Source organism: Rothia sp. HMSC058E10 (assembly GCF_001809415.1).
GTDB lineage: Bacteria > Actinomycetota > Actinomycetes > Actinomycetales > Micrococcaceae > Rothia > Rothia dentocariosa.
This window is the reverse complement of the sequence record NZ_KV797600.1, coordinates 1-19,505: the sequence shown is the minus strand read 5'-3', so window position 1 is coordinate 19,505 and position 19,505 is coordinate 1. Positions and strand designations below refer to the sequence as shown.

Below are 19,505 nucleotides of genomic sequence, written 5' to 3'. Positions count from 1 at the left end.
TCCTCGGCAAAGGGTGCGGTTCACGTACCCAATGGCGGGAATCTGAACAGAAATAGGGCGCACTGCATGTCAGAAAATATCTACCCCAAGGTGAGCGCGTTTGAAGCCTCAGGCTACGGTGTAAGCGCATCACCTAAATTCCCTAAGCTCGAAGAAGCTGTACTCGACTATTGGAAGAAAGACGGAACCTTCCAAGCATCTATCGATAACCGCGAAGCCGGGCCCCACGGCGATAACGAATTCGTCTTCTACGATGGCCCTCCATTTGCAAATGGTCTGCCGCACTACGGGCACCTGCTCACAGGTTACGCGAAAGACCTTGTAGCACGTTACCAAACTCAGCGCGGGCATAAAGTAGAACGCCGCTTCGGCTGGGACACTCATGGTCTGCCTGCCGAGCTTGAAGCCATGAAACAGCTCGGCATGACCGATAAACAAGAAATCCTAGAGATGGGCATCGATAATTTCAACGATGCCGCGCGCGCCTCCGTGCTCAAATACACCAACGAGTGGGAACAATACGTTACCAGGCAGGCGCGTTGGGTGGACTTCGAGAACGACTATAAGACCCTCAACGTTGAGTACATGGAATCCGTGATTTGGGCGTTCAAGCGTCTCTACGATAAAGGGCTCACGTACCAAGGGTTCCGTGTTCTGCCGTACTGCTGGAAAGACGAAACCCCGTTATCGAACCACGAGCTGCGCATGGATGACGACGTCTACCAGGATCGTCAAGATCAGACCGTCACGGTAGCTTTCGCTCTCACCGCGGACGACTCGCTCGCTGCCAATAAAAATATTGTCGCTGAACTGGCAGGCGTTGAGGCGCTTGCCTGGACCACCACCCCCTGGACCTTACCCACCAACCAGGCGCTCGCCGTCGGACCCGACATTGAATACGTCGTAGTTCCCGGTGCCGGTGAGCTCAGCGGACGGCGCTTCCTCATCGCAGCTGATTTGTTGGGAACCTATGCGAAAGACCTCGGGTATGCAGGGGAGAGCCCCGCCGAGGATGCGGCAGCCGCCATCACAGCGCGCTACACCGGCTCCCAACTAGAAGGTGTGCGCTACACTCCGCTGTGGGATTACTTCGCCGATGCCGAGAAATGGGGCACAGGAACCTCATGGCAGATTCTCGTTGCCGATTACGTAAGTACCACCGATGGTACCGGTATCGTTCATCAGGCACCTGCCTATGGTGAAGACGACCAGAAAGTTTGTGAATCCTACGATATTCCCGTGGTGCTTTCGGTAGATGAAGGCGCCAGGTTCCTTCCCCTATTCGGACAGCCTAGCCCTTCGGGGTCTACCGCACTTGCGGGTATCGCCGGAGTTCAGGTTTTCGAGGCAAACCGCACCATTATTAATGCTCTCAAGGCAGATGGTACGCTCATCGTGGAGAAATCCTATGTGCACTCCTACCCGCACTGCTGGCGCTGCCGTAATCCTCTTATTTACCGCGCCATTACCTCTTGGTATGTGAAGGTGACCGAGTTCAAAGACCGCATGTCTGAGCTGAACGAGCAGATCAACTGGATTCCCGAAAATGTCAAGTACGGGCAGTTCGGTAAGTGGGTTGAGAACGCTCGCGACTGGTCAATTTCGCGCAACCGTTTCTGGGGTTCTCCTATTCCCGTTTGGGTTTCGGACGATCCAAATTATCCTCGTGTTGATGTATACGGATCGCTTGAAGAACTCAAAGCTGACTTTGGTCGCCTGCCGCTGAACAAGGAGGGGCAGCCAGATCTGCACCGCCCCTATATTGATGAGCTGACGCGTCCAAACCCTGATGATCCAACGGGTAAGTCTACGATGCGTCGCGTCGAAGACGTACTGGACGTATGGTTTGACTCCGGGTCGATGCCGTATGCGCAGGTTCACTATCCCTTCGAGAATAAGGACTGGTTCGAGAACCACTATCCGGCGGACTTCATCGTTGAGTATATTGGTCAGACCCGCGGCTGGTTCTACACCCTGCATATTTTGGCGACCGCACTATTTGACCGTCCTGCTTTTAAGAATGTTGTCAGCCACGGCATCGTGCTCGGCTCTGATGGGCAGAAAATGTCAAAGTCGCTGCGCAACTACCCGGATGTCTCTGAAGTTCTTGACCGTGACGGCTCGGACGCTATGCGCTGGTTCCTCATGTCATCGCCAATTCTGCGCGGCGGCAACCTGATTGTGACCGAGCAGGGCATTCGTGAAGGGGTACGACAGGTGATGCTTCCGCTCTGGAATGTCTATCACTTCTTCGCTCTTTACGCGAATGCTGCCAACAAAGGCGAGGGGTATACGGCACAGGTGAAGTACGATTCGCAGCATGTGATGGATCGTTTTATCTTGGGTAAAACCCGGGAGCTGGTACAGCAGGTTACCGTAGACATGGACTCCTATGATATCTGGAGCGCCTGCGAGCATCTGCGTCTTTACGCTGATGCGCTCACCAACTGGTATGTGCGCCGCTCACGTGAACGTTTCTTTGACGAAGACCCCGATGCCTTCGATACCCTGTACACTGCTTTGGTGACGGTATCAAAGGTAGCGGCGTCACTTCTGCCGCTCACGACCGAGGAAATCTACCGTGGCTTGACCGGCGAGCGTTCGGTACATCTTGCCGACTGGCCTGCCGCTGAAGACTTTGCTGATGAATCTGAGCTGCTTTCGCTCATGGAAACCGTACGGGCGGTATGCTCTGTAGGGTCTTCTCTGCGTAAAGAGAAGAAGATCCGTGTGCGTCAGCCTCTGCAATCGCTCACGGCGGCCATTGCCAACGAGCAGTTCGCACAGCTGGAAACCGCATTCGGTGCTAAGGGTACCGATTACTTCGCCAAGATTGTGAAGGACGAGCTGAACCTGCGTGAGGTTATCCTCGTGAATGCACAGGACGCTAACCCTGCCGACTACGGTATCTCGCAACGGCTGAAGGTGAATGCCCGTGCCGCAGGTCCTCGCCTTGGTAAACAGGTTCAGACAGCCATTAAGGCATCGAAATCTGGCGATTGGACAATCGCCGAAGACGGTACCGTGACCGTTGCTTTCGACGCCATCGACGGTGGGCTTGCACTAGTTGACGGCGAATATGAGCTGGTAACCGTGGTAGCATCCTCGGACGACGGTACCGAGCGTGAAGCGGCAGCCGTGCTGCCCGGCGGTTTCCTAGTGCTGAACATCGAATTAACTGATGAACTTGTGGCGGAAGGTATTGCCCGCGATACTATTCGCGCTATTCAGCAGGCCCGTAAAGATGCCGGACTGAATGTCTCTGACCGCATTAACCTAACGGTGAGTGCCCCGCAGGACACCCTGGAGGCTCTGCGCACCCACGAGGAACTGGTCACTGGCGAGACCCTAGCGGTTTCCCTGGATCTTACGGAGGGCGAGAGCCTGACCATTACGGTCGCAAAGGCAGCATAGAATAGGGGCAATATAGCCTCTAAGCCGTCCCAGCACATATAACACACCGCGGTATGTACCGTGCTGGGGCGGCGATACACCCAAACATATATCTGTACATAAGGCAGAATCCTGGTAAAGACGCTGTGTCGCACAGTTTGATACCGGCCAAGGAAAGAACACTATGAGCGAGATGAGCTACCCGGCAATCCCGAACCCCGAAGGGGTTGAACGCGTCTACGGTGAATTGCTGGCACGCGCCCCCGAAAATAAGATGGCTCCCCGGCTGGATGCGGTTCGCCGAGCCGTTGAAATCCTCGGGGATGTGCACCGCGCCGCCCCGGTCATCCACATCACCGGAACTAACGGTAAAACCAGTACCGCCCGCATGATTGAATCGCTTTTGTTGGCTCATGATCTGCGCACCGGGCGTTTTACTAGCCCGCATCTCGAAAGCGTTACCGAGCGCATCAGCATTAACGGTGAACCGGTGCCTGATGCCACGTTCGTGCGCGTTTGGGATGAAATTTTGCCATACCTCACTCTTGTGGACGAAGAATTTGCTGCACGCGGAGAACCAAAACTTACGTTCTTTGAGTCCATCACTGTGCTTGCTTTCGCTATTTTTGCCGATGAGCCCGTGGACGTGGTGATTCTAGAAGTCGGGATCGGTGGTTCGTGGGATTCTACGAATGTAGCCGACGGTATTGTCTCTGTCGTGGCACCCGTTGGCCTTGATCATACCGATATGCTGGGGGATACCCTGGCTGAGATTGCAACGGAAAAAGCCGGGATTATTAAACCCGACGGATACCTTATTTCTGCGGCGCAAGACCCTGAAGTAGCGACTATACTTCTTGATACTGCTCGTAAGCAGAACGCCAAGTACGCCTTCGAAGGTGTTGAATTTGGTGTGGTTGAGCGTGACCGCGCGGTCGGCGGGCAGCTTTTGACTCTCCGAGGTTTAGCAGGAGAATACCCCGATATTGAGCTCCCCCTACACGGTGAGCACCAGGGGCAGAACGCATCATTAGCTCTTGCCGCAGTCGAGGCATTTTTCGGTGGGGATCGTGCCCTTGCGCGAGATGTAGTACTTGCCGGATTTGCTCAGGTACGTTCGCCAGGGCGACTTGAGATGATTCGTAACGAGCCTTTGGTGGTGCTTGATGCCGCTCATAACCCGCATGGGGTGCGCGCCGCATCTACGGCTTTTAAAGAGGCATTTGAACTGTCCCATGTGCATGCAGTCGTCGGTATTCTAGGCGAAAAAGACGCTCTCGGTATTTTTGAAGTGCTTCGTGAAGAATACGTAGACTCAACCGATGCTACCTTCCGGTTGTATCTTTCTGCCTCAGATTCTTCCCGAGCCATTGCTCCGGAAGAACTTCAAGAGATCGCCCTCGACGCCGGGTTCGACGAAGACATTATTACGGTATGTGACCACTTGGATGAGGCGCTTGCCACCGCTATGGAGAACGCCCTCTTTGAGCAGGAATCTGCTGGTGTGTTGATAACAGGATCGGTCACGGTCATTGGGGAGGCGCGTACCCTGCTGGCACAACCCGCCCAAGAATCCACTGCACAGCACAACGCCGAGCCTGAAGAACTCGCTGAGGCTGCAGAAACCGATTCCGATGAACTATTCGGCGAGATTATGGCTGAGCTGGCGGGGGAGGAACCTCGTGAAATCCCGTTAGAAGACTCATTGGGACTGCCTCTGGCAGACGGCACCGATAATCCTGAGGAAAGCTAAGACTATATGGCAAAAAAGCAGTTTATGACACGCGCTCAACGGGATTGGAAGCCCGAAACGGTTAAGAAACCACGTTCTACGAAAGTCATGTTTGCTTCCACTATTTTGGTACTCGAAGCATTCACGATTTTCTTCGGCACACTAGCCGTTTTCGGACTTCATTTCAACGATCCGAGCACTGTAAAAATTATAATCTGGGTTGCAGGTTTGGTTCTTGCCGGTGCGTGTATATTCCTACCCGCTAAGCTGGCAAAACCATGGGGATACTCTGCTGGTTGGGTGCTTCAAGGCGCCATGCTTCTTGCCTCAGTCATTGCGTTACCCTTCTCGCTCGTGGTAATAATCCCGTTTGTTGCCTGCTGGTGGTATGCGCTACACGCCGGTACCCGCATCGATGCCGAAAACGAAATACGCGCCGCCGAACAAGAAGAATGGGAGCGTAAAAACTTATATGAGAGTGAGTAAGCAACGATACAGGCGATTATGCCATGATCGCTGGCAACACCAAGATATAGGTATAAAAATCCCTGTCTTTATGACGAGAAACTTAACCCTAGGCGCCGAACACGTTAGGATAGCTACAAAGGGTTTAACGCATCATACTGCGGCTGCGGTATGATGCGTCACTTATCACCACCGATAAACAGGTATATGTAAAGGAGCAGCACATGGGTGCCGTTGAGCAAACATCGGAAACCGACGATCTACTATCTGAAGATGTTATAGACTCCCAGGTTTCCTCTCGTGAGCGAGATACGGCAGAAGGATCGGAGCGTTCCTTAGCGATCTGGCTCTTTATGACGGGAGCTATAGCCCTGGCTTCATCGGCAACCCTTGTTTTTGAGCGTCTTCAGATTTTCGTGGATGCGGGGCATACCTCGGTCTGCGACATCAACGCCCTTCTTAACTGCGGCACCGTGATGCGTACCCCGCAAGCTGAAGCCTTTGGATTCCCCAACCCCTTCATCGGACTCATAGGGTTCTCCATCGTTATGACGATAGCCGCCGCCATGCTTGCAGGAGCTACCTTCAAAAAATGGTTCTGGGTAGCCACCAACATCGGCTTAGCGCTCGCGACAGCGTTTGTCTTCTGGCTCTGGTTTGAGACTACCTTCCACATTAACGCCCTATGTCTTTTTTGCATGATCGTGTGGGTTATGACGATTACCATGTTTATAAAGGTGACGGTACGCAATATTTCTCATAGCGTTATTCCTGCCCCTGAAAATATTCGTGAGAGTATCGGTACGTGGAGCTGGTTTACTATCACCTTGGTGCTCATTCTCATCTTTGGGATTATTGTGATCCGCTTCTTTGACGTGATCATGAATATGATGCGCTAATTTTTATGTAAACACAGTGAGGGTGGGTCTTCCAGAAGATTATGGAAGACCCACCCTCACTGTTATATGGTTTCAACTCTAAGACAACCAAAGAGCAATCTCACGGGCTGCAGATTCGGGGGAATCTGAGGCATGCACTAGGTTCTTTTGCACACCCTCATCCCAATCACGTCCGTAATCTCCACGAATTGTTCCCGGTGCTGCCGTCGTTGGGTCCGAGGCCCCCAGCATTGTACGTACACCCTCGATTACACGATCTCCGCTGAGAACAGCGGCGACCACGGGACCAGAAACCATGAAATCCACGAGGGAACGATAGAAAGGCTTGCCTGCGTGCTCAGCATAGTGCTGGGCGAGAAGTTCTTCGGTGGGCTGAAGCATTTTCAGTCCTTCAATCACGTAACCCTTAGTCTCAAAGCGGCTCAAAATCTCGCCAATAAGCCCGCGTTCAACACCGTCAGGCTTTACCAGAATTAGGGTCTTTTCGGTCATAATTTTCCTCTATCTTGTTTGCGTTCATTCTGTGGCGGTTGTTCAATATCATAGGGGAAAGAGGCGCCGACATGTGTGCTTCTGCCAATCTACGCCATCGAAATTTTTAAGAAGAGGCGTATAATCGTAGCGTTATTGTTCAATCACCGAGGAGAATCCGTGAAAGGCTTTGGCACAATATTGATGCTGGCGTCAGCAGTAATTTTTTTGGCGGCGCTACTCTTTCTGACCGCAGGAAAGTTCTCGATGGTGTGGGTTATTTTACTGATCGCAGCTCCTTTCGCTTTCATCCTCGGTATTCCCTTTGCCACAGGTTCCGGGCCAGAGTATCTGCCTAGTAACCCAAAACTGGCGCAGAAAGCACGCGAAAAACGTGATGCTGAACTAGGTCTCGGCTAGGTTTTACTCTCGTTATAAGCGCAATGTTGGTCACACCAATGTTGCGCTTTTTATGCATGTATGGGGTGTTCTGGATTGCACACGGTATAATGATGAGCGGTACGTTTTTATGCCCCGCACGCATAAAAGATACCCAGTATATTGACCGAGAGAACGTGCACGCGCATCCGTCATAGCAAAAGTTCAGATAAGACTTTATCGGATGATGACCCCAGGCATTGGCATCTTAGTGACATCTCGGTTAAACATACTGGCCGAGAACATCATGAAGAAACGCATCCGCCGTATTTGCGGAGTAAGCCGACTTCGTGCTCGCCGTCTTGTACGCCCGGAAGCAAACGAAGGCAGACACAAAGAGCAGGCTTGAGCCACGTATTTCTTGGTAATTAGGCTTATGACACGCTAACGCGTTGATGTAGAGAGTTTTACGATGCGGCGTAAAATTCTTGAAGGAAGAAGAAAGAAAAGAATGGCTGACGAAAAGAACGCCCATCAATCTAGCATGAATATGGATGTTCTTGCTGATATGATCTCTCTCGCTGATAAACAGGATGTCTCCGGCGAGACGATGAGAACTCATCAGGAAAAAAATAATACCCGGGTTGAAAAGCAGACAGATTCCCTGAAGGATAGTGAGTCTGCAGTATCAGCAGCACCGCGTCGTAAAAACTCATCGCGCGCTAAGAAAGTTGCTGAACCCACGCCCGAAGACGCTGTTGCGGCTGGGTTAACGGATTTACGTAATCAGAAGGCTAAGCATGCCCCTGCACCAAGGAAGACTGTGGCTGCGGCCTCTGCCGAAGAAGTAGCGAACACTCTTAATACTCTTTTTACCCAAGCCGCCGAGCCTGCAGCATCAGCTGATGAAACTATGCCCCAACCCGAATCTCAGAAAACTGAAACCCGCGATTCTTCTGCCGAAAAGCTTGCCTCTCCCGAGGTGGACACTGAGGTGTCCGGACTTGCCGAACAGGCTGAGGTAGCAGAGCCTGTCTCTGATAACCGTGAAGAAGCCCAGACTGAAGAAGCTGCTCAAGAAGATAAGACAGCCATTATATCTTCGGAAGAAAACACCGAAGATGCTGACGAACCTCATACCATCCAGTCAGAGGAATTAGTGGCAGAGAACGATGAAGACTCTGAGCCTCAAGCGACCTACGACGCTGAAGAGGATGAAGCTGAGACTTCTGAGCCGACAGACGAAGAGAGCGCTGCCAGCACATTCGAAGATGAAGAGTCAGACGAAGAGGAAACGGCGGAGCCAGCAAAAACTTTGCGTGACGTACAGAATGAGAAGATTGCGCAGTTGCGCGAATCGGTGCGCCCGGGCGCTATGCCTCTATTCTATTCGCCCGAACCCACTGAGCTTTCTGAGCTTGCTTCTGCGGTTGCTGTGGAGCGTGAGCGTTTGCGTGCCGAGCGTTTGGAACAAGAGCGCCGCGACCGTATGGAGCGCCGTCGTGAAGAGGCAGCAGCTGAAGCTGAGGTGACGAGTCACCGCCGTCGCCGTCGCCGTCGTGGAACCGAAGATATAGAAATTGAAGGTAACGCCGACGATGAGGTTGAGACCGTTACCAAGGTCCGCACTCCTCGCCTTGCAGATTCTCATGCTTCTGACACCGTGACTGGCGTGCGTGGTTCTACCCGTCTTGAAGCTAAACGTGCGCGCCGCCGCGAGTCCCGGTCGCTGGGTCGCCGTCGTCATATCGTGACCGAGGCAGAGTTTTTGGCGCGTCGCGAGTCAGTAGATCGTCAGATGCTTGTGCGCCAAAAAGAGGGGCGCATTCAGATTGGAGTTCTCGAAGACGGCGTGCTGGCAGAGCACTTTGTCTCTAAAACCCAGCAGGATTCCTTGATTGGGAACGTCTACCTTGGCAAAGTGCAGAATGTTCTTCCGTCCATGGAGGCAGCATTCGTCGATATTGGGCGTGGTCGTAACGCTGTTCTCTATGCGGGTGAAGTGAACTGGGATGTTACCGGTCTTGACGGTGCACCCCGCAAGATCGAGAATGCACTTAAACCGGGCGATTCCGTGCTGGTGCAGGTGACCAAAGACCCAATCGGTCATAAGGGCGCGCGTTTGACGAGTCAGGTTTCGCTTCCCGGTCGCTTCCTGGTGTATGTGCCCGGTGGCTCAATGACCGGTATTTCACGTAAGCTCCCCGATACTGAGCGTGCGCGTCTCAAAAAGATTTTGAAGGATAAGCTGCCCGATGGCGCAGGCGTGATTGTGCGTACTGCAGCGGAAGGCGCATCCGAAGAAGAGCTGACCCACGATATTAATCGCTTGCGCGCGCAGTGGGAAGAGATTCAGGAAAAAGCGAATTCCCGCAAGGTGCTTGCCCCCGAAATGCTCTATCAGGAACCTGACCTGATGATTAAGACCGTGCGCGATGTCTTCAACGAGGATTTCACCTCTATGATCGTGCAGGGCCAGAGCGCATGGGACTCTATTGAGGCCTACGTGACCTATGTTGCCCCTGATCTGCTCTCACGCCTGCAGAAGTGGGAGGACGAAGATGATCTTTTCGACCATTACCGCATTAATGAGCAGCTGGCGAAGGCACTAGACCGCAAGGTATATCTTCCTTCGGGGGGTTCCTTGGTGATCGACCGTACCGAAGCTATGACCGTGGTAGATGTTAACACCGGTAAATTTACCGGTAGCGGCGGTAACCTTGAAGAGACCGTCACCAAGAATAACTTGGAGGCGGCAGAGGAGATCGTGCGTCAGCTGCGTCTGCGTGATATTGGCGGCATTATTGTTATCGACTTTATTGATATGGTGCTTGAATCGAACCGTGATCTTGTGCTGCGTCGTCTGATCGAGTGCCTGGGGCGTGACCGCACTAAGCACCAGGTTGCTGAAGTAACCTCGCTGGGTCTTGTGCAGATGACCCGTAAACGTTTGGGAACAGGTCTTCTTGAGGTCTTCTCTGAGCAATGTGACTCATGCGGTGGACGCGGTTTGCTGGTGCACGATCAGCCGTTAAGCGGACGTTCCGGCGGTGCCTCCGATTTCATTCACCGTCAAGAGCGCACCGAACGTAAGCGTTCACGAGCGGCTTCGCGCAATAATACCCGTGATGCCGCTGAGGGCGTGGACTCAGAGAAGGACGAGAAGAAGGCAGAGCGCCGCAACGCTATGGCCTCTATTGCTGCAGCCTCGCACACGGCTGACGAGCTTGAAGCTGAGGACCAAGCAAACCGTAAGAAGCGTAAACGTCGTAAGCGCTCTCGTCGTACCGAAACTGCCGAGCTTTCGCTGGAGCAGGAGATTCAAGGCATCAAAGCGGGGGCGAAGGCACACCGCGAAGTCTCATCCCGTGAGGACAAAGTTGCTGAAGTAACTGAGACCGATTGGATTGGTGAGCAGGGTGACTTCACATTGGAACAGCTTGCTGGGGCATTCGATCGTGATTTGAATCCAGAATATGATGCTCGGTTTACCCGCGAGTCTTCCCGTTCGGAGGCTATCCGCGCTGGAGAGGCGAAGGCTCGTGCCTCACAGAAGGCTGGCCGCATTACCCGCAGCGAGAGCGGTGGATTTAAGTCAAATCAGGGTGACGAGTCTTCAGCAGAGCAGAAGTCGCCTCGCGCCGAGCGTGAGAATCTGCAGGTTGAAGATGTGCACGAGAGCCCACGTAAGCGCCGCCGTTCGCACCGTTCCTCTGAGAAGGAGCGTTCAGGTCGAGGGCAGGAGCAACGTGCGGAAGAGTCAGCTTCGGCCTCCCGTGTAAGTGGTGTTATTGGCAGCGCGCCGCGTGTGTCCGGTGTGATTACCCCCGGCGGGTCTGCCTCTAACTCGGTTGAGACTCAGAACGATAAAGATGGTTCTCAGCAGAAGATAGCTGCGCCAGCTGCTTCATCTGCACCGCGTAAACGTCGCTCCCGTCGAGCTGCTTCGTCGGCGGGCGTACAGTCGAAGGTCGTGACGGTGGATGCCACCGAGTCGGCTCACGGTTCGGTTGTGGCTTCGGCTTCTGTGGCAGATGCGAAAGCACCCGGCGAATCTGAGGCTCCGACTCTCTTCGGCATCGGTGTTTCTGCTGCAGATATTAAGCGGGTTGGTAAGGAAGACTAGTTACTATATTCTGCTAGTCAGTAAGCTTTTGGGGGTGTGTTCCTGTACAGGAACACACCCCCAAATACTGTATGTATTGAACGGTAAGGGGTAGCATAGAAGAAGAGTAGTTGAAATACAGGCTTAAAATAGGGGTTTTCTAATGGACGTTATATTTATTGAAGATAGAAAAGAGTTTGATTCTATAATGCGTTATAACAATATTGAATATATTAATAATCATCCAAATACTATTTTATTGACGATGAACTATGCCAATTTTCCCGATCTTCGAATAGGTGTTGAAACGCCTTTTGAAAAAGGTGTAGAGTATCTAGCTAAATATATATCACAAAGTAAGAATGTTTATGTATTAGGTAACGTTTGGGTAGGATTTAGCAAGTCTAAGAATATAAGGATATCCTTAGGGGACTCAGTGCAATATTATATAAATTTAGGAAAAGCACTGGAAAAAACAGAATACAAAGAATATATAGAAGTTATGCACGACTCTTTCATCGATCTTATGGATATTTATAAGAAGATAAATGAGTGTATTAACAGTCGGGTTAATGACTTTCCAAAGTTTGAAGAAATTAATTCTGAGTTTCGTAAGATGTTCCTACTATTTGAACTAGTAGAGAGAATAAATACGGAGATTTTATGGGAATTAGAGCATCTTCAAGATGAATATTTACGTTCGAATTATCACGAACATATTGAATATATTTCTGAATCTATATTCGCCTCCGAGTTTTATGAAGAGTTTATGGAAAATTGTGATGCGGCAAGGTATATTCAAGGCCTTTTTGATTCTATTGAAGAAAATTTTTATGATGAAACTGATTTGTTTACATTGCTAACTAAAGTTATACCAAGTGAAGAATTTAAAGAATACTTATACCCTAATACTTGTGAAGCTTTATATTTAGAAATAAAGGAAGCCTATTTTGCTCTTATTAGAGAGAGTATTTGGGAGAGCTGCTCTTTTTCGGTTTTTGGTGATGAATTCTGTTTTTACAATAAGAACCATGAATTTCTAAATATATCTAAAGATATTTTAATATTGGTGGGAGCGAATGGAGTAGGAAAAAGCTATTTTCTGTCAAATATATCAAACAATTACCGTAAACTAGAACTTAATGTTTCTATTTCTAACAAAGTACTGGAAAATGAGCGTAGTTTTCATGCGAATGTTATTAATATTAATTCAAAGTTATCTTATAATGAACATAAACAATTTTTTGAAAATTTAGTTTGTGCACTTCTAGAAAATAAAAACTTATTGATATTCATGCTCTCTGTTTTGGAAAATGATCCTTTGTTTTCATTTATTAGTGTAGTAAGTAAAATCGATACATTGTCCGAAAAAATTAATAATGATAAGTCTTCTATGGATGTGTTTTTAACGGAATATAGAGATCAGTTGTATAAAGATGTTGGGTTTGGTGAATTTTTTGATAGCTTAAGCGATGGTCAACAGAGAGTTTTAGAGATCATTGTAGTGATATGCTCTTCTTTGCCTTATGTTAAACAAAACAATAAAACTCAGTATTGGAATCTACTTTTAATTGATGAACCAGAGAATAGTTTGCACCCTCCTTATATAACTACTCTTATCAAAATTATAAAAGATTTTCAAGATATAAATATATATAGTTCTTCTATTATAGCTACCCATTCTCCAATGATTGTTCAAGAGTTTACAAGTGATATGGTAAGAATTGTTAGGCGTGAAGTTGATGAGGTTGGGAACCATATTCGACAAAATTTAGAAATACCAAGTTTTGAAACCTATGGTGAAAACATTGGTATTTTGACTGATCGTATTTTTGGTCGAGACCCTTTGAATACTGGGTTCCGCCAGACGCTCAAGGATATTGTTAATAGTTTGCCTAAAAATGAGTTATTCTCTCCTGAAGTCCGAGAAAAATATATATACTCTCAAATTGGTGTAACATCTTTGGGTATGGAAGCTTCTATGGTTCTTAACGGCCTTATCTCTTCCCGTAGAAAAAGTATTGAATTGAAAGAAAAAAATTCTGAGGATTCTCGCTAATGTGGAATTATAAAAATATTACTTACGGGAGAGACTTGATTGAGATAAATGATGTAAATAAAATTTATAATAACTTTGCTTATAAGAAGATGAAAGATTCCTTAGAATTATATAAGCAACGACATGAAAAATATAAAGATATATTTAATAGATCCCGTTCTAGTAGACACGTGATTCAAAGTAATTTTTCGACAAAAGACACACTAGAAGACCACGATAAATCGTATGATCGGTTCTCTGCTGATACTAACAAAGCAGAACCTTTTAAATCAAAGGTAAAACAAGGGAAATACAATAACTTACCGTCTAACAATATGGGCGATATTTTATGCTCTTATTGTAATATGGATATGGGGCGCGAAATGGATCATTTTCTCCCTAAATCTGTATTTTATATGCTTGCTATTGAGCCTTTAAACCTTGTTCCCTGCTGCGGTGTATGTAATCGTAAAAAACTTGATGAGTATAAAAGTTATGAATTTTTTCATCCTTACTTCCCCGTGGATGGTATCGATCGCTGGCTAAAATGTACGGTTGAAGATCGTGGGGGTGCCCCTGACATATCTTATGGTGTTGCATCTAGAGAAAGCTATCGAGGTAACAATAAATACTTAGAGCGAATCAATCAGCAGTTTACTTTTTTTGATCTTTCAGAGCGTTTTCAGTACAGGGCTATCTCTGAACTTGGTGGGTTTAAAAATGCAGTTGAGGTCGAGCAGCGAAGTGCTGGTGAACTTCTAACTGAAGAGTTTAGAGGGATTTTTTCAGAACTTTCAGAAGCTATGAGCGACTACGGCGAAGACCGGAAAATAGGTACAGATTCACCACAGGATTACGTGATGAGTGAACTCATTCGAGATTTTAAAAAATATGGACCAAACCACTGGCGCGTTGCTCTCTATGCAGGGCTCGCCGCCAACCCCAATATTATTGATCTACTGTCACGCTGAAGGATTGCGCCTAAGCCCGCGCATACAGTATCCTTAACGATTGGTATTTATCTCAGTGAAGCCCTATCGACGCAGGGTCAGCGGGAGATACCGCTTCTGGTTTTCCCCATAGTGAGGACTTCCGGAAGACACCACCGGCAGACCGAGCGCGCATCCAACTGGGCAATCCCACAAGGAGCGCGGGTCGCATCCACTCCTTATTACTCACCAAGAGAGATAAGATACCCGTGGAGCGCACAGCAATGAAAGCGCAGACTGTCTGCACGTGTGAGATACGAAGAAGCAAGATGTCGAGAAAAGTGAGTCCCAAAGTGGCATACGCGATTGTACGCGCTGGCGGCCGCCAGGAAAAAGTCTCTGTCGGAGACAAAATTACCCTTGACCGTGTTGCAGGTGAACCCGGTAGCACCATCGAGCTGCCCGTACTGCTGCTCGTTGACGGTGACAAGATCACCGCTGACGCAAAGTCCCTGGCTTCCGCCAAGGTAACTGCTGAAAAGATTGAAGACCTGCGCGGTCCGAAGATCGTTATTCAGAAGTACAAGAACAAGACCGGTTACAAGAAGCGTCAGGGCTTCCGCGCTGAGCTGACCACCGTTAAGATCACCGCAATCAACGCGTAATCTTAACCACCGGATACAAACCTTAAGGTAGGAAAACAGAATGGCACATAAGAAGGGCGCAAGCTCCACCCGCAACGGTCGTGACTCGAACCCCCAGTACCTCGGTGTTAAGCGCTTCGGCGGTCAGACCGTCAATGCAGGCGAGATCCTTGTTCGTCAGCGCGGCACCCATTTCCACCCCGGCCTGAATGTTGGTCGCGGTGGCGACGATACTCTGTTCGCTTTGGCAGCAGGCACCGTCGAATTCGGTACCCGCAAGGGCCGCAAGGTCGTTAACATCCTGGCAGCAGCTGAGTAAAACTCGCTCACGCTAGGAAGAGGGGGTAGGCGAAAGTCTACCCCCTCTTACCATAAGATTTCCGCATCTACTTGAGGATGCGCCCCTCGCCAAGCTCAAGCAATCTCGTGTATTTCAGGCTTGTGCGAACCAGGAATTTACCAGAAGGAGAACACCCGTGGCAGAATTCGTGGACCGCGTGGTCCTGCATATATCCGGTGGTCACGGAGGCAACGGATGTGTCTCTGTACGTCGAGAAAAATTCAAGCCTCTCGGCGGCCCCAACGGCGGTAACGGCGGTAACGGCGGGGACGTGATTTTGCGTGTTGATAACCAAACCACCACACTATTGGAGTATCATCACAGCCCGCACCAACACGCTCCCAATGGAGATATCGGCCGCGGCGATATGCACCACGGCTACAACGGCGAAGACCTAGTGCTTACCGTACCTCAGGGAACCGTCGTCAAAGATCGTGACGGTAACGTGCTTGCCGACCTGTTGCATGTGGGTGACGAATATACTGCTGCACGAGGCGGCCAGGGCGGTCTCGGAAACGCTGCGTTGGCATCCACCAAACGTAAAGCACCTGGCTTCGCACTCCTCGGTATTCCGGGGGAAGAAACCGATATTGTCCTAGAACTCAAATCTATTGCCGATATTGCGCTTGTTGGATACCCATCAGCTGGTAAATCTTCACTGATTGCTGCTATCTCTGCGGCTCGGCCTAAAATCGCTGACTATCCTTTTACCACTCTTATCCCAAACTTGGGTGTTGTGCAGGCAGGTGATGTTCGGTACACCGTTGCGGATGTTCCCGGTCTGATTGAGGGAGCTTCCGAGGGTAAAGGGCTTGGCCACCGCTTCTTACGTCACGTTGAACGTTCCTCCGCACTAGTGCATGTGATTGACTGTGCCACTTTAGAACCCGGGCGTGACCCTATCAGCGACTTTGAAGTTATTCGTGGTGAGCTTGAAAACTATGCGGTAGACCCCACTGCTGGGGTAACTGTGCCGCTCAATGACCGTCCCCAGATCATTGTTCTCAATAAAATTGATGTGCCTGAAGCGCGTGAACTTGCCGATTTCGTGCGACCTGAATTTGAGAACATGGGGTACAAAGTTTTTGAAATTTCGACAGCATCCCATGAAGGGCTTAAACCGCTCATCTTTGCAATGGCAAACCTTGTGGAAGAAGACCGTCAGAAGCGTGTTACTCAAGAAGATAATTCTACGATTGAAGCCCCAGTTATTCGCCCCCAGGGATTCCGCTCCAAGAAAAAACAAGAATTTATTATTCGCCGCGAAGAACGTAATTTGGAGCCGCTCTTTCGGGTTATTGGGGAGAAACCAGAGCGTTGGATTCAGCAGACCGATTTCAATAATGATGAAGCTGTTGGTTACCTGGCGGATCGCCTGGCAAAACTGGGGGTTGAGGACGAACTCTTTAAATCCGGTGCCCGTGCCGGAGATGCCGTGGTTATCGGTGAAAATGATAACTCCGTGGTCTTTGACTGGGAACCCACTATGGTAGGCGGCGCTGAACTTCTGTCTTCCCCTCGTGGTACTGACTCTCGCCTCGAAGAGATTATTCGCCCCACCCGAGCCCAAAAACGTGAGGAATATAAGGAACGCATGGATGCAAAAGCAGAGGCTCGCGCCGAGCTTGAGCAAGAGCGCGTTGCGGGTGTGTGGACTGAATCGGTGGAATATCGCCGTAAGCTCAAGGAAAAAGGTAAAGCTGAAGGTATTAATATGCCTGAGGCCAAGCAATAGCCCGGTAAGCCGGGGAATTAGGCAGCCTGACGACGTGGAAGATGTCTCAACTATCACGCATAAATAGGCCCGTCGTTTCGCGTATTTTCGCCCCTAACCGGTAGCATAGAGAGTAGCTTAACCATCGAAAGGAAGCACACACATGAACTCGGTTGTCCTAGCAGCTCACGGTGCTGAGCACACTGCGGGAATGCTTAACGGCATCCCGACCTATGTTTACGGCATCGTTGCTGCCGTCGTATTTACCGTTCTGCTGCTTGTTACTCTCTCGTACAGCGGACGCGGTATTGTACGGCCCGATCACACACCGGAGCTCATGGAGGGTGACGAAGCACAGGCACTGCGTAGCTATAGCGAGAAGCATAACCGCTAGTCGCTAAGGAAAGTATCGTGACTTTTCAAGCTCTGCGGCCCAGCCTTGAGTCGATTCCGTCGCGAACTCCTGGGCGTGTACGTCTAGGAGTTATGGGCGGCACCTTTGACCCTATTCACCACGGGCATTTAGTAGCCGCCAGCGAGGTTGCGGCGGTGTTTGATCTTGACGAAGTAGTATTCGTACCGACTGGTCAGCCGTGGCAAAAGACGGGGGAGAGGCACGTGAGCGATCCCGAGCATCGTTATCTTATGACGGTGATTGCGACTGCATCTAATCCACGATTTACGGTAAGCCGGATAGATATAGATCGTGGCGGCGCAACGTATACCTTTGATACCCTTAATGAACTACGTGCTCTGCGACCCGATGCAGATCTTTTCTTCATCACCGGTGCAGACGCGATTAGCCAGATCATGACGTGGCGTAATGCTCATAAGCTGTGGGAGTTGGCTAACTTTGTGGGAGTGACCCGTCCGGGACACGAGCTTGATCCTCCGTTAGGCGAAGGACGGCAGATTACCACACTTGAAATTCCCGCGATGGCAATATCGTCAACCGATATTCGCCAACGCGCCTCTAAGGGTGCCCCTATCTGGTATTTGGTTCCTGATGGCGTGGTGCAGTACATCAATAAGTATCGGTTGTATTCTCCTGAGGATGCTGCCACGCACTACGGCGGCGGGCTGCCTCGCCAGAAAGACTCAACAGATATTCAACCAACTAGTGAAGACAAAGTAATGGAACAAGAGGTTTTACATGGCTGAAGCTAAGGGCAAAGAAGAGAAGCCCTACAGCGAGGGAGACGCGTACCTCTACGAAACATACGTGACTGAGGACGGCATTGAGGTGCCGCCTCCCACGCGTGTGATGGGTCCGCGCCGTCTAGCACGTTATCGCGAAGACGTGGCGAACTATCTGCGCGCTATGGGTCGTGGCGAGCGTCCTAACCCTGTTGAGAATATGGGGTCTTTGGCAAATACCCACGATATAGATCCGCGCGTTCTTGCAGTACAGCGTCGTTTTGCTGCACTCGCTACTCAGGGGTCTATTAAGCTGAATGCGAATGATGAAGAGAAACTGCATGAACCTGAGCCGCTAACCAGCACTATGCGTGCTCTTCGCCCGGAAGAGGTTAAAGCTAATAAGCCTGCGCCAGCTGCTGCACCTGCCGCGCCTCCGGCGCCTGCTCCTCAGCCACAGCCGGAAGATTCCCTGCTTCAGGATTCCCTCCATGTGGAGGCAGACGATTTGACGTTCACCTCGTCAATCCCGATTATTTCTCCTGATAATTCCCCGAAGATGCACCAGTACATGGTGCGCGATGAGCCTGTTGTCGAGGGTGAAGATACTGAGATCGTTGAGACCGAGGAGCAAACTGTTTCCTCGCAGGCTCGCCCGGCAACTGCACCGCAGCCTACAGTAAAACCCAGTGACTCTAAAGCTCAGCAAAGCCGTCATACAGCTGATGCGCAGAGTGAAGCCGATGAGAACCGCATTAATGTTGCTCCTGTGCCGTTGAACCTTCCTTCGCCCATCCGCGCGATGGATGCTCAGGGACTTGACCTGTCGGTTCTGGACGAGAAATCTCAGCAAGATAGCGCATCCGCTCAAGCTGGCTCTGAGACTAAGGAACAAAACGATACCGTCACAGCAAAGAGCTCGGCGCAGCATGCTCAGACTGGTGCTCTTCCTGCGCAGAAAGCGGCAAAGAACGGTTCTGCTAAACGGAAACCGTCGGCAACCGGTACCGTTCCTAAGATTCCTGCCCGTACTGGATCTATGCCGAAGGTCTCGGATCGTACCGGATCAACCCCCAAGGTTTCTGAACAGAAAGACGCAGCTCCGAAGGTTGTAAACCCCTGGAATACTGTCCGTTTACAGAATCCGATGGGCGCAGATTCACCATCGCAGGCGTCCGATCGTACCGGATCAACCCCCAAGGTCTCACCGCGTACCGGGTCTGTATCGCGGGTGTCTTCTTCGCGTACTGGGTCTGTGCC

At 50.3% G+C, this 19,505-nt stretch carries 15 protein-coding genes; 14 read left to right on the top strand and 1 reads right to left on the bottom strand.

Annotated features, from left to right (window positions below; all coding sequences use genetic code 11):
• Positions 1-66 precede the first annotated feature (66 nt).
• From ileS to HMPREF2609_RS00065, 4 genes are all read left to right on the top strand, one after another.
• On the top strand, positions 67-3,414 hold the full coding sequence (ileS, locus tag HMPREF2609_RS00080; RefSeq protein WP_070534420.1) for an isoleucine--tRNA ligase: 3,348 nt from the start codon (positions 67-69) through the stop codon (positions 3,412-3,414).
• 163 nt (positions 3,415-3,577) lie between these two features.
• Complete coding sequence (locus HMPREF2609_RS00075) at positions 3,578-5,146, top strand: bifunctional folylpolyglutamate synthase/dihydrofolate synthase (RefSeq protein ID WP_070534419.1); 1,569 nt, start codon at positions 3,578-3,580, stop codon at positions 5,144-5,146.
• A 24-nt stretch (positions 5,147-5,170) separates the two neighbouring features.
• Positions 5,171-5,611: a DUF4233 domain-containing protein gene (locus tag HMPREF2609_RS00070; RefSeq protein WP_239668172.1), complete on the top strand. Its 441-nt coding sequence runs from the start codon at positions 5,171-5,173 to the stop codon at positions 5,609-5,611.
• Positions 5,612-5,814: 203 nt separating this feature from the next.
• Positions 5,815-6,489: a vitamin K epoxide reductase family protein gene (locus HMPREF2609_RS00065; RefSeq protein WP_004004824.1), complete on the top strand. Its 675-nt coding sequence runs from the start codon at positions 5,815-5,817 to the stop codon at positions 6,487-6,489.
• A gap of 78 nt (positions 6,490-6,567) precedes the next feature.
• Here HMPREF2609_RS00065 and ndk read toward each other — a convergent pair whose 3' ends face one another.
• Positions 6,568-6,981 carry a nucleoside-diphosphate kinase gene (gene ndk / locus HMPREF2609_RS00060; RefSeq protein ID WP_070534418.1) on the bottom strand — a complete coding sequence of 138 codons (414 nt, stop codon included), beginning with the start codon at positions 6,979-6,981 and terminating at the stop codon, positions 6,568-6,570.
• Positions 6,982-7,140: 159 nt separating this feature from the next.
• On the opposite strand from ndk, the gene HMPREF2609_RS00055 reads away from it, so the two are divergent.
• From HMPREF2609_RS00055 to HMPREF2609_RS00010, 10 genes are all read left to right on the top strand, one after another.
• Positions 7,141-7,380: a nucleoside-diphosphate sugar epimerase gene (locus HMPREF2609_RS00055; RefSeq protein ID WP_246825518.1), complete on the top strand. Its 240-nt coding sequence runs from the start codon at positions 7,141-7,143 to the stop codon at positions 7,378-7,380.
• A gap of 469 nt (positions 7,381-7,849) precedes the next feature.
• Positions 7,850-11,464, top strand: coding sequence for an Rne/Rng family ribonuclease (locus HMPREF2609_RS00050; RefSeq protein WP_070534416.1), 3,615 nt, complete (start codon positions 7,850-7,852; stop codon positions 11,462-11,464).
• Positions 11,465-11,606: 142 nt separating this feature from the next.
• Positions 11,607-13,502, top strand: coding sequence for an AAA family ATPase (locus HMPREF2609_RS00045; protein ID WP_070534415.1), 1,896 nt, complete (start codon positions 11,607-11,609; stop codon positions 13,500-13,502).
• Complete coding sequence (locus HMPREF2609_RS00040) at positions 13,502-14,452, top strand: HNH endonuclease signature motif containing protein (protein WP_070534414.1); 951 nt, start codon at positions 13,502-13,504, stop codon at positions 14,450-14,452. The genes HMPREF2609_RS00045 and HMPREF2609_RS00040 overlap by 1 nt, the downstream gene beginning before the upstream one ends.
• Before the next feature lie 311 nt (positions 14,453-14,763).
• Complete coding sequence (rplU, locus tag HMPREF2609_RS00035) at positions 14,764-15,075, top strand: 50S ribosomal protein L21 (RefSeq protein ID WP_006887214.1); 312 nt, start codon at positions 14,764-14,766, stop codon at positions 15,073-15,075.
• Positions 15,076-15,115: 40 nt separating this feature from the next.
• Positions 15,116-15,373, top strand: a complete 258-nt coding sequence (gene rpmA / locus HMPREF2609_RS00030; RefSeq protein WP_004004819.1) for a 50S ribosomal protein L27 — start codon at positions 15,116-15,118, stop codon at positions 15,371-15,373.
• Between the two features lie 157 nt (positions 15,374-15,530).
• The gene (gene obgE, locus HMPREF2609_RS00025; RefSeq protein ID WP_070524069.1) at positions 15,531-17,129 is read left to right on the top strand and encodes a GTPase ObgE; all 1,599 of its coding nucleotides are present in this window, start codon (positions 15,531-15,533) and stop codon (positions 17,127-17,129) included.
• Between the two features lie 142 nt (positions 17,130-17,271).
• The gene (locus HMPREF2609_RS00020) at positions 17,272-17,502 is read left to right on the top strand and encodes a hypothetical protein (protein WP_004004816.1); all 231 of its coding nucleotides are present in this window, start codon (positions 17,272-17,274) and stop codon (positions 17,500-17,502) included.
• Between the two features lie 17 nt (positions 17,503-17,519).
• A complete protein-coding gene (nadD, locus tag HMPREF2609_RS00015) occupies positions 17,520-18,269 on the top strand; it encodes a nicotinate-nucleotide adenylyltransferase (protein ID WP_037230975.1) in 750 nt (249 codons plus the stop codon).
• Positions 18,262-19,505, top strand: a 1,244-nt coding sequence (locus tag HMPREF2609_RS00010) for a hypothetical protein (protein WP_070534413.1), incomplete at its 3' end; no start/stop codon positions are given. The genes nadD and HMPREF2609_RS00010, both read left to right, overlap by 8 nt.

Excerpts from the sequence above, each read along its gene's own strand:
- HMPREF2609_RS00020 (WP_004004816.1), top strand. The coding sequence starts at position 17,272 with ATGAACTCGGTTGTCCTAGCAGCTCACGGTGCTGAGCACACTGCGGGA.
- ileS (WP_070534420.1), top strand. The coding sequence starts at position 67 with ATGTCAGAAAATATCTACCCCAAGGTGAGCGCGTTTGAAGCCTCAGGC.
- HMPREF2609_RS00070 (WP_239668172.1), top strand. The coding sequence starts at position 5,171 with ATGACACGCGCTCAACGGGATTGGAAGCCCGAAACGGTTAAGAAACCA.
- HMPREF2609_RS00040 (WP_070534414.1), top strand. The coding sequence starts at position 13,502 with ATGTGGAATTATAAAAATATTACTTACGGGAGAGACTTGATTGAGATA.
- HMPREF2609_RS00045 (WP_070534415.1), top strand. The coding sequence starts at position 11,607 with ATGGACGTTATATTTATTGAAGATAGAAAAGAGTTTGATTCTATAATG.
- ndk (WP_070534418.1), bottom strand. The coding sequence starts at position 6,981 with ATGACCGAAAAGACCCTAATTCTGGTAAAGCCTGACGGTGTTGAACGC.
- HMPREF2609_RS00075 (WP_070534419.1), top strand. The coding sequence starts at position 3,578 with ATGAGCGAGATGAGCTACCCGGCAATCCCGAACCCCGAAGGGGTTGAA.
- rpmA (WP_004004819.1), top strand. The coding sequence starts at position 15,116 with ATGGCACATAAGAAGGGCGCAAGCTCCACCCGCAACGGTCGTGACTCG.
- HMPREF2609_RS00065 (WP_004004824.1), top strand. The coding sequence starts at position 5,815 with ATGGGTGCCGTTGAGCAAACATCGGAAACCGACGATCTACTATCTGAA.
- HMPREF2609_RS00050 (WP_070534416.1), top strand. The coding sequence starts at position 7,850 with ATGGCTGACGAAAAGAACGCCCATCAATCTAGCATGAATATGGATGTT.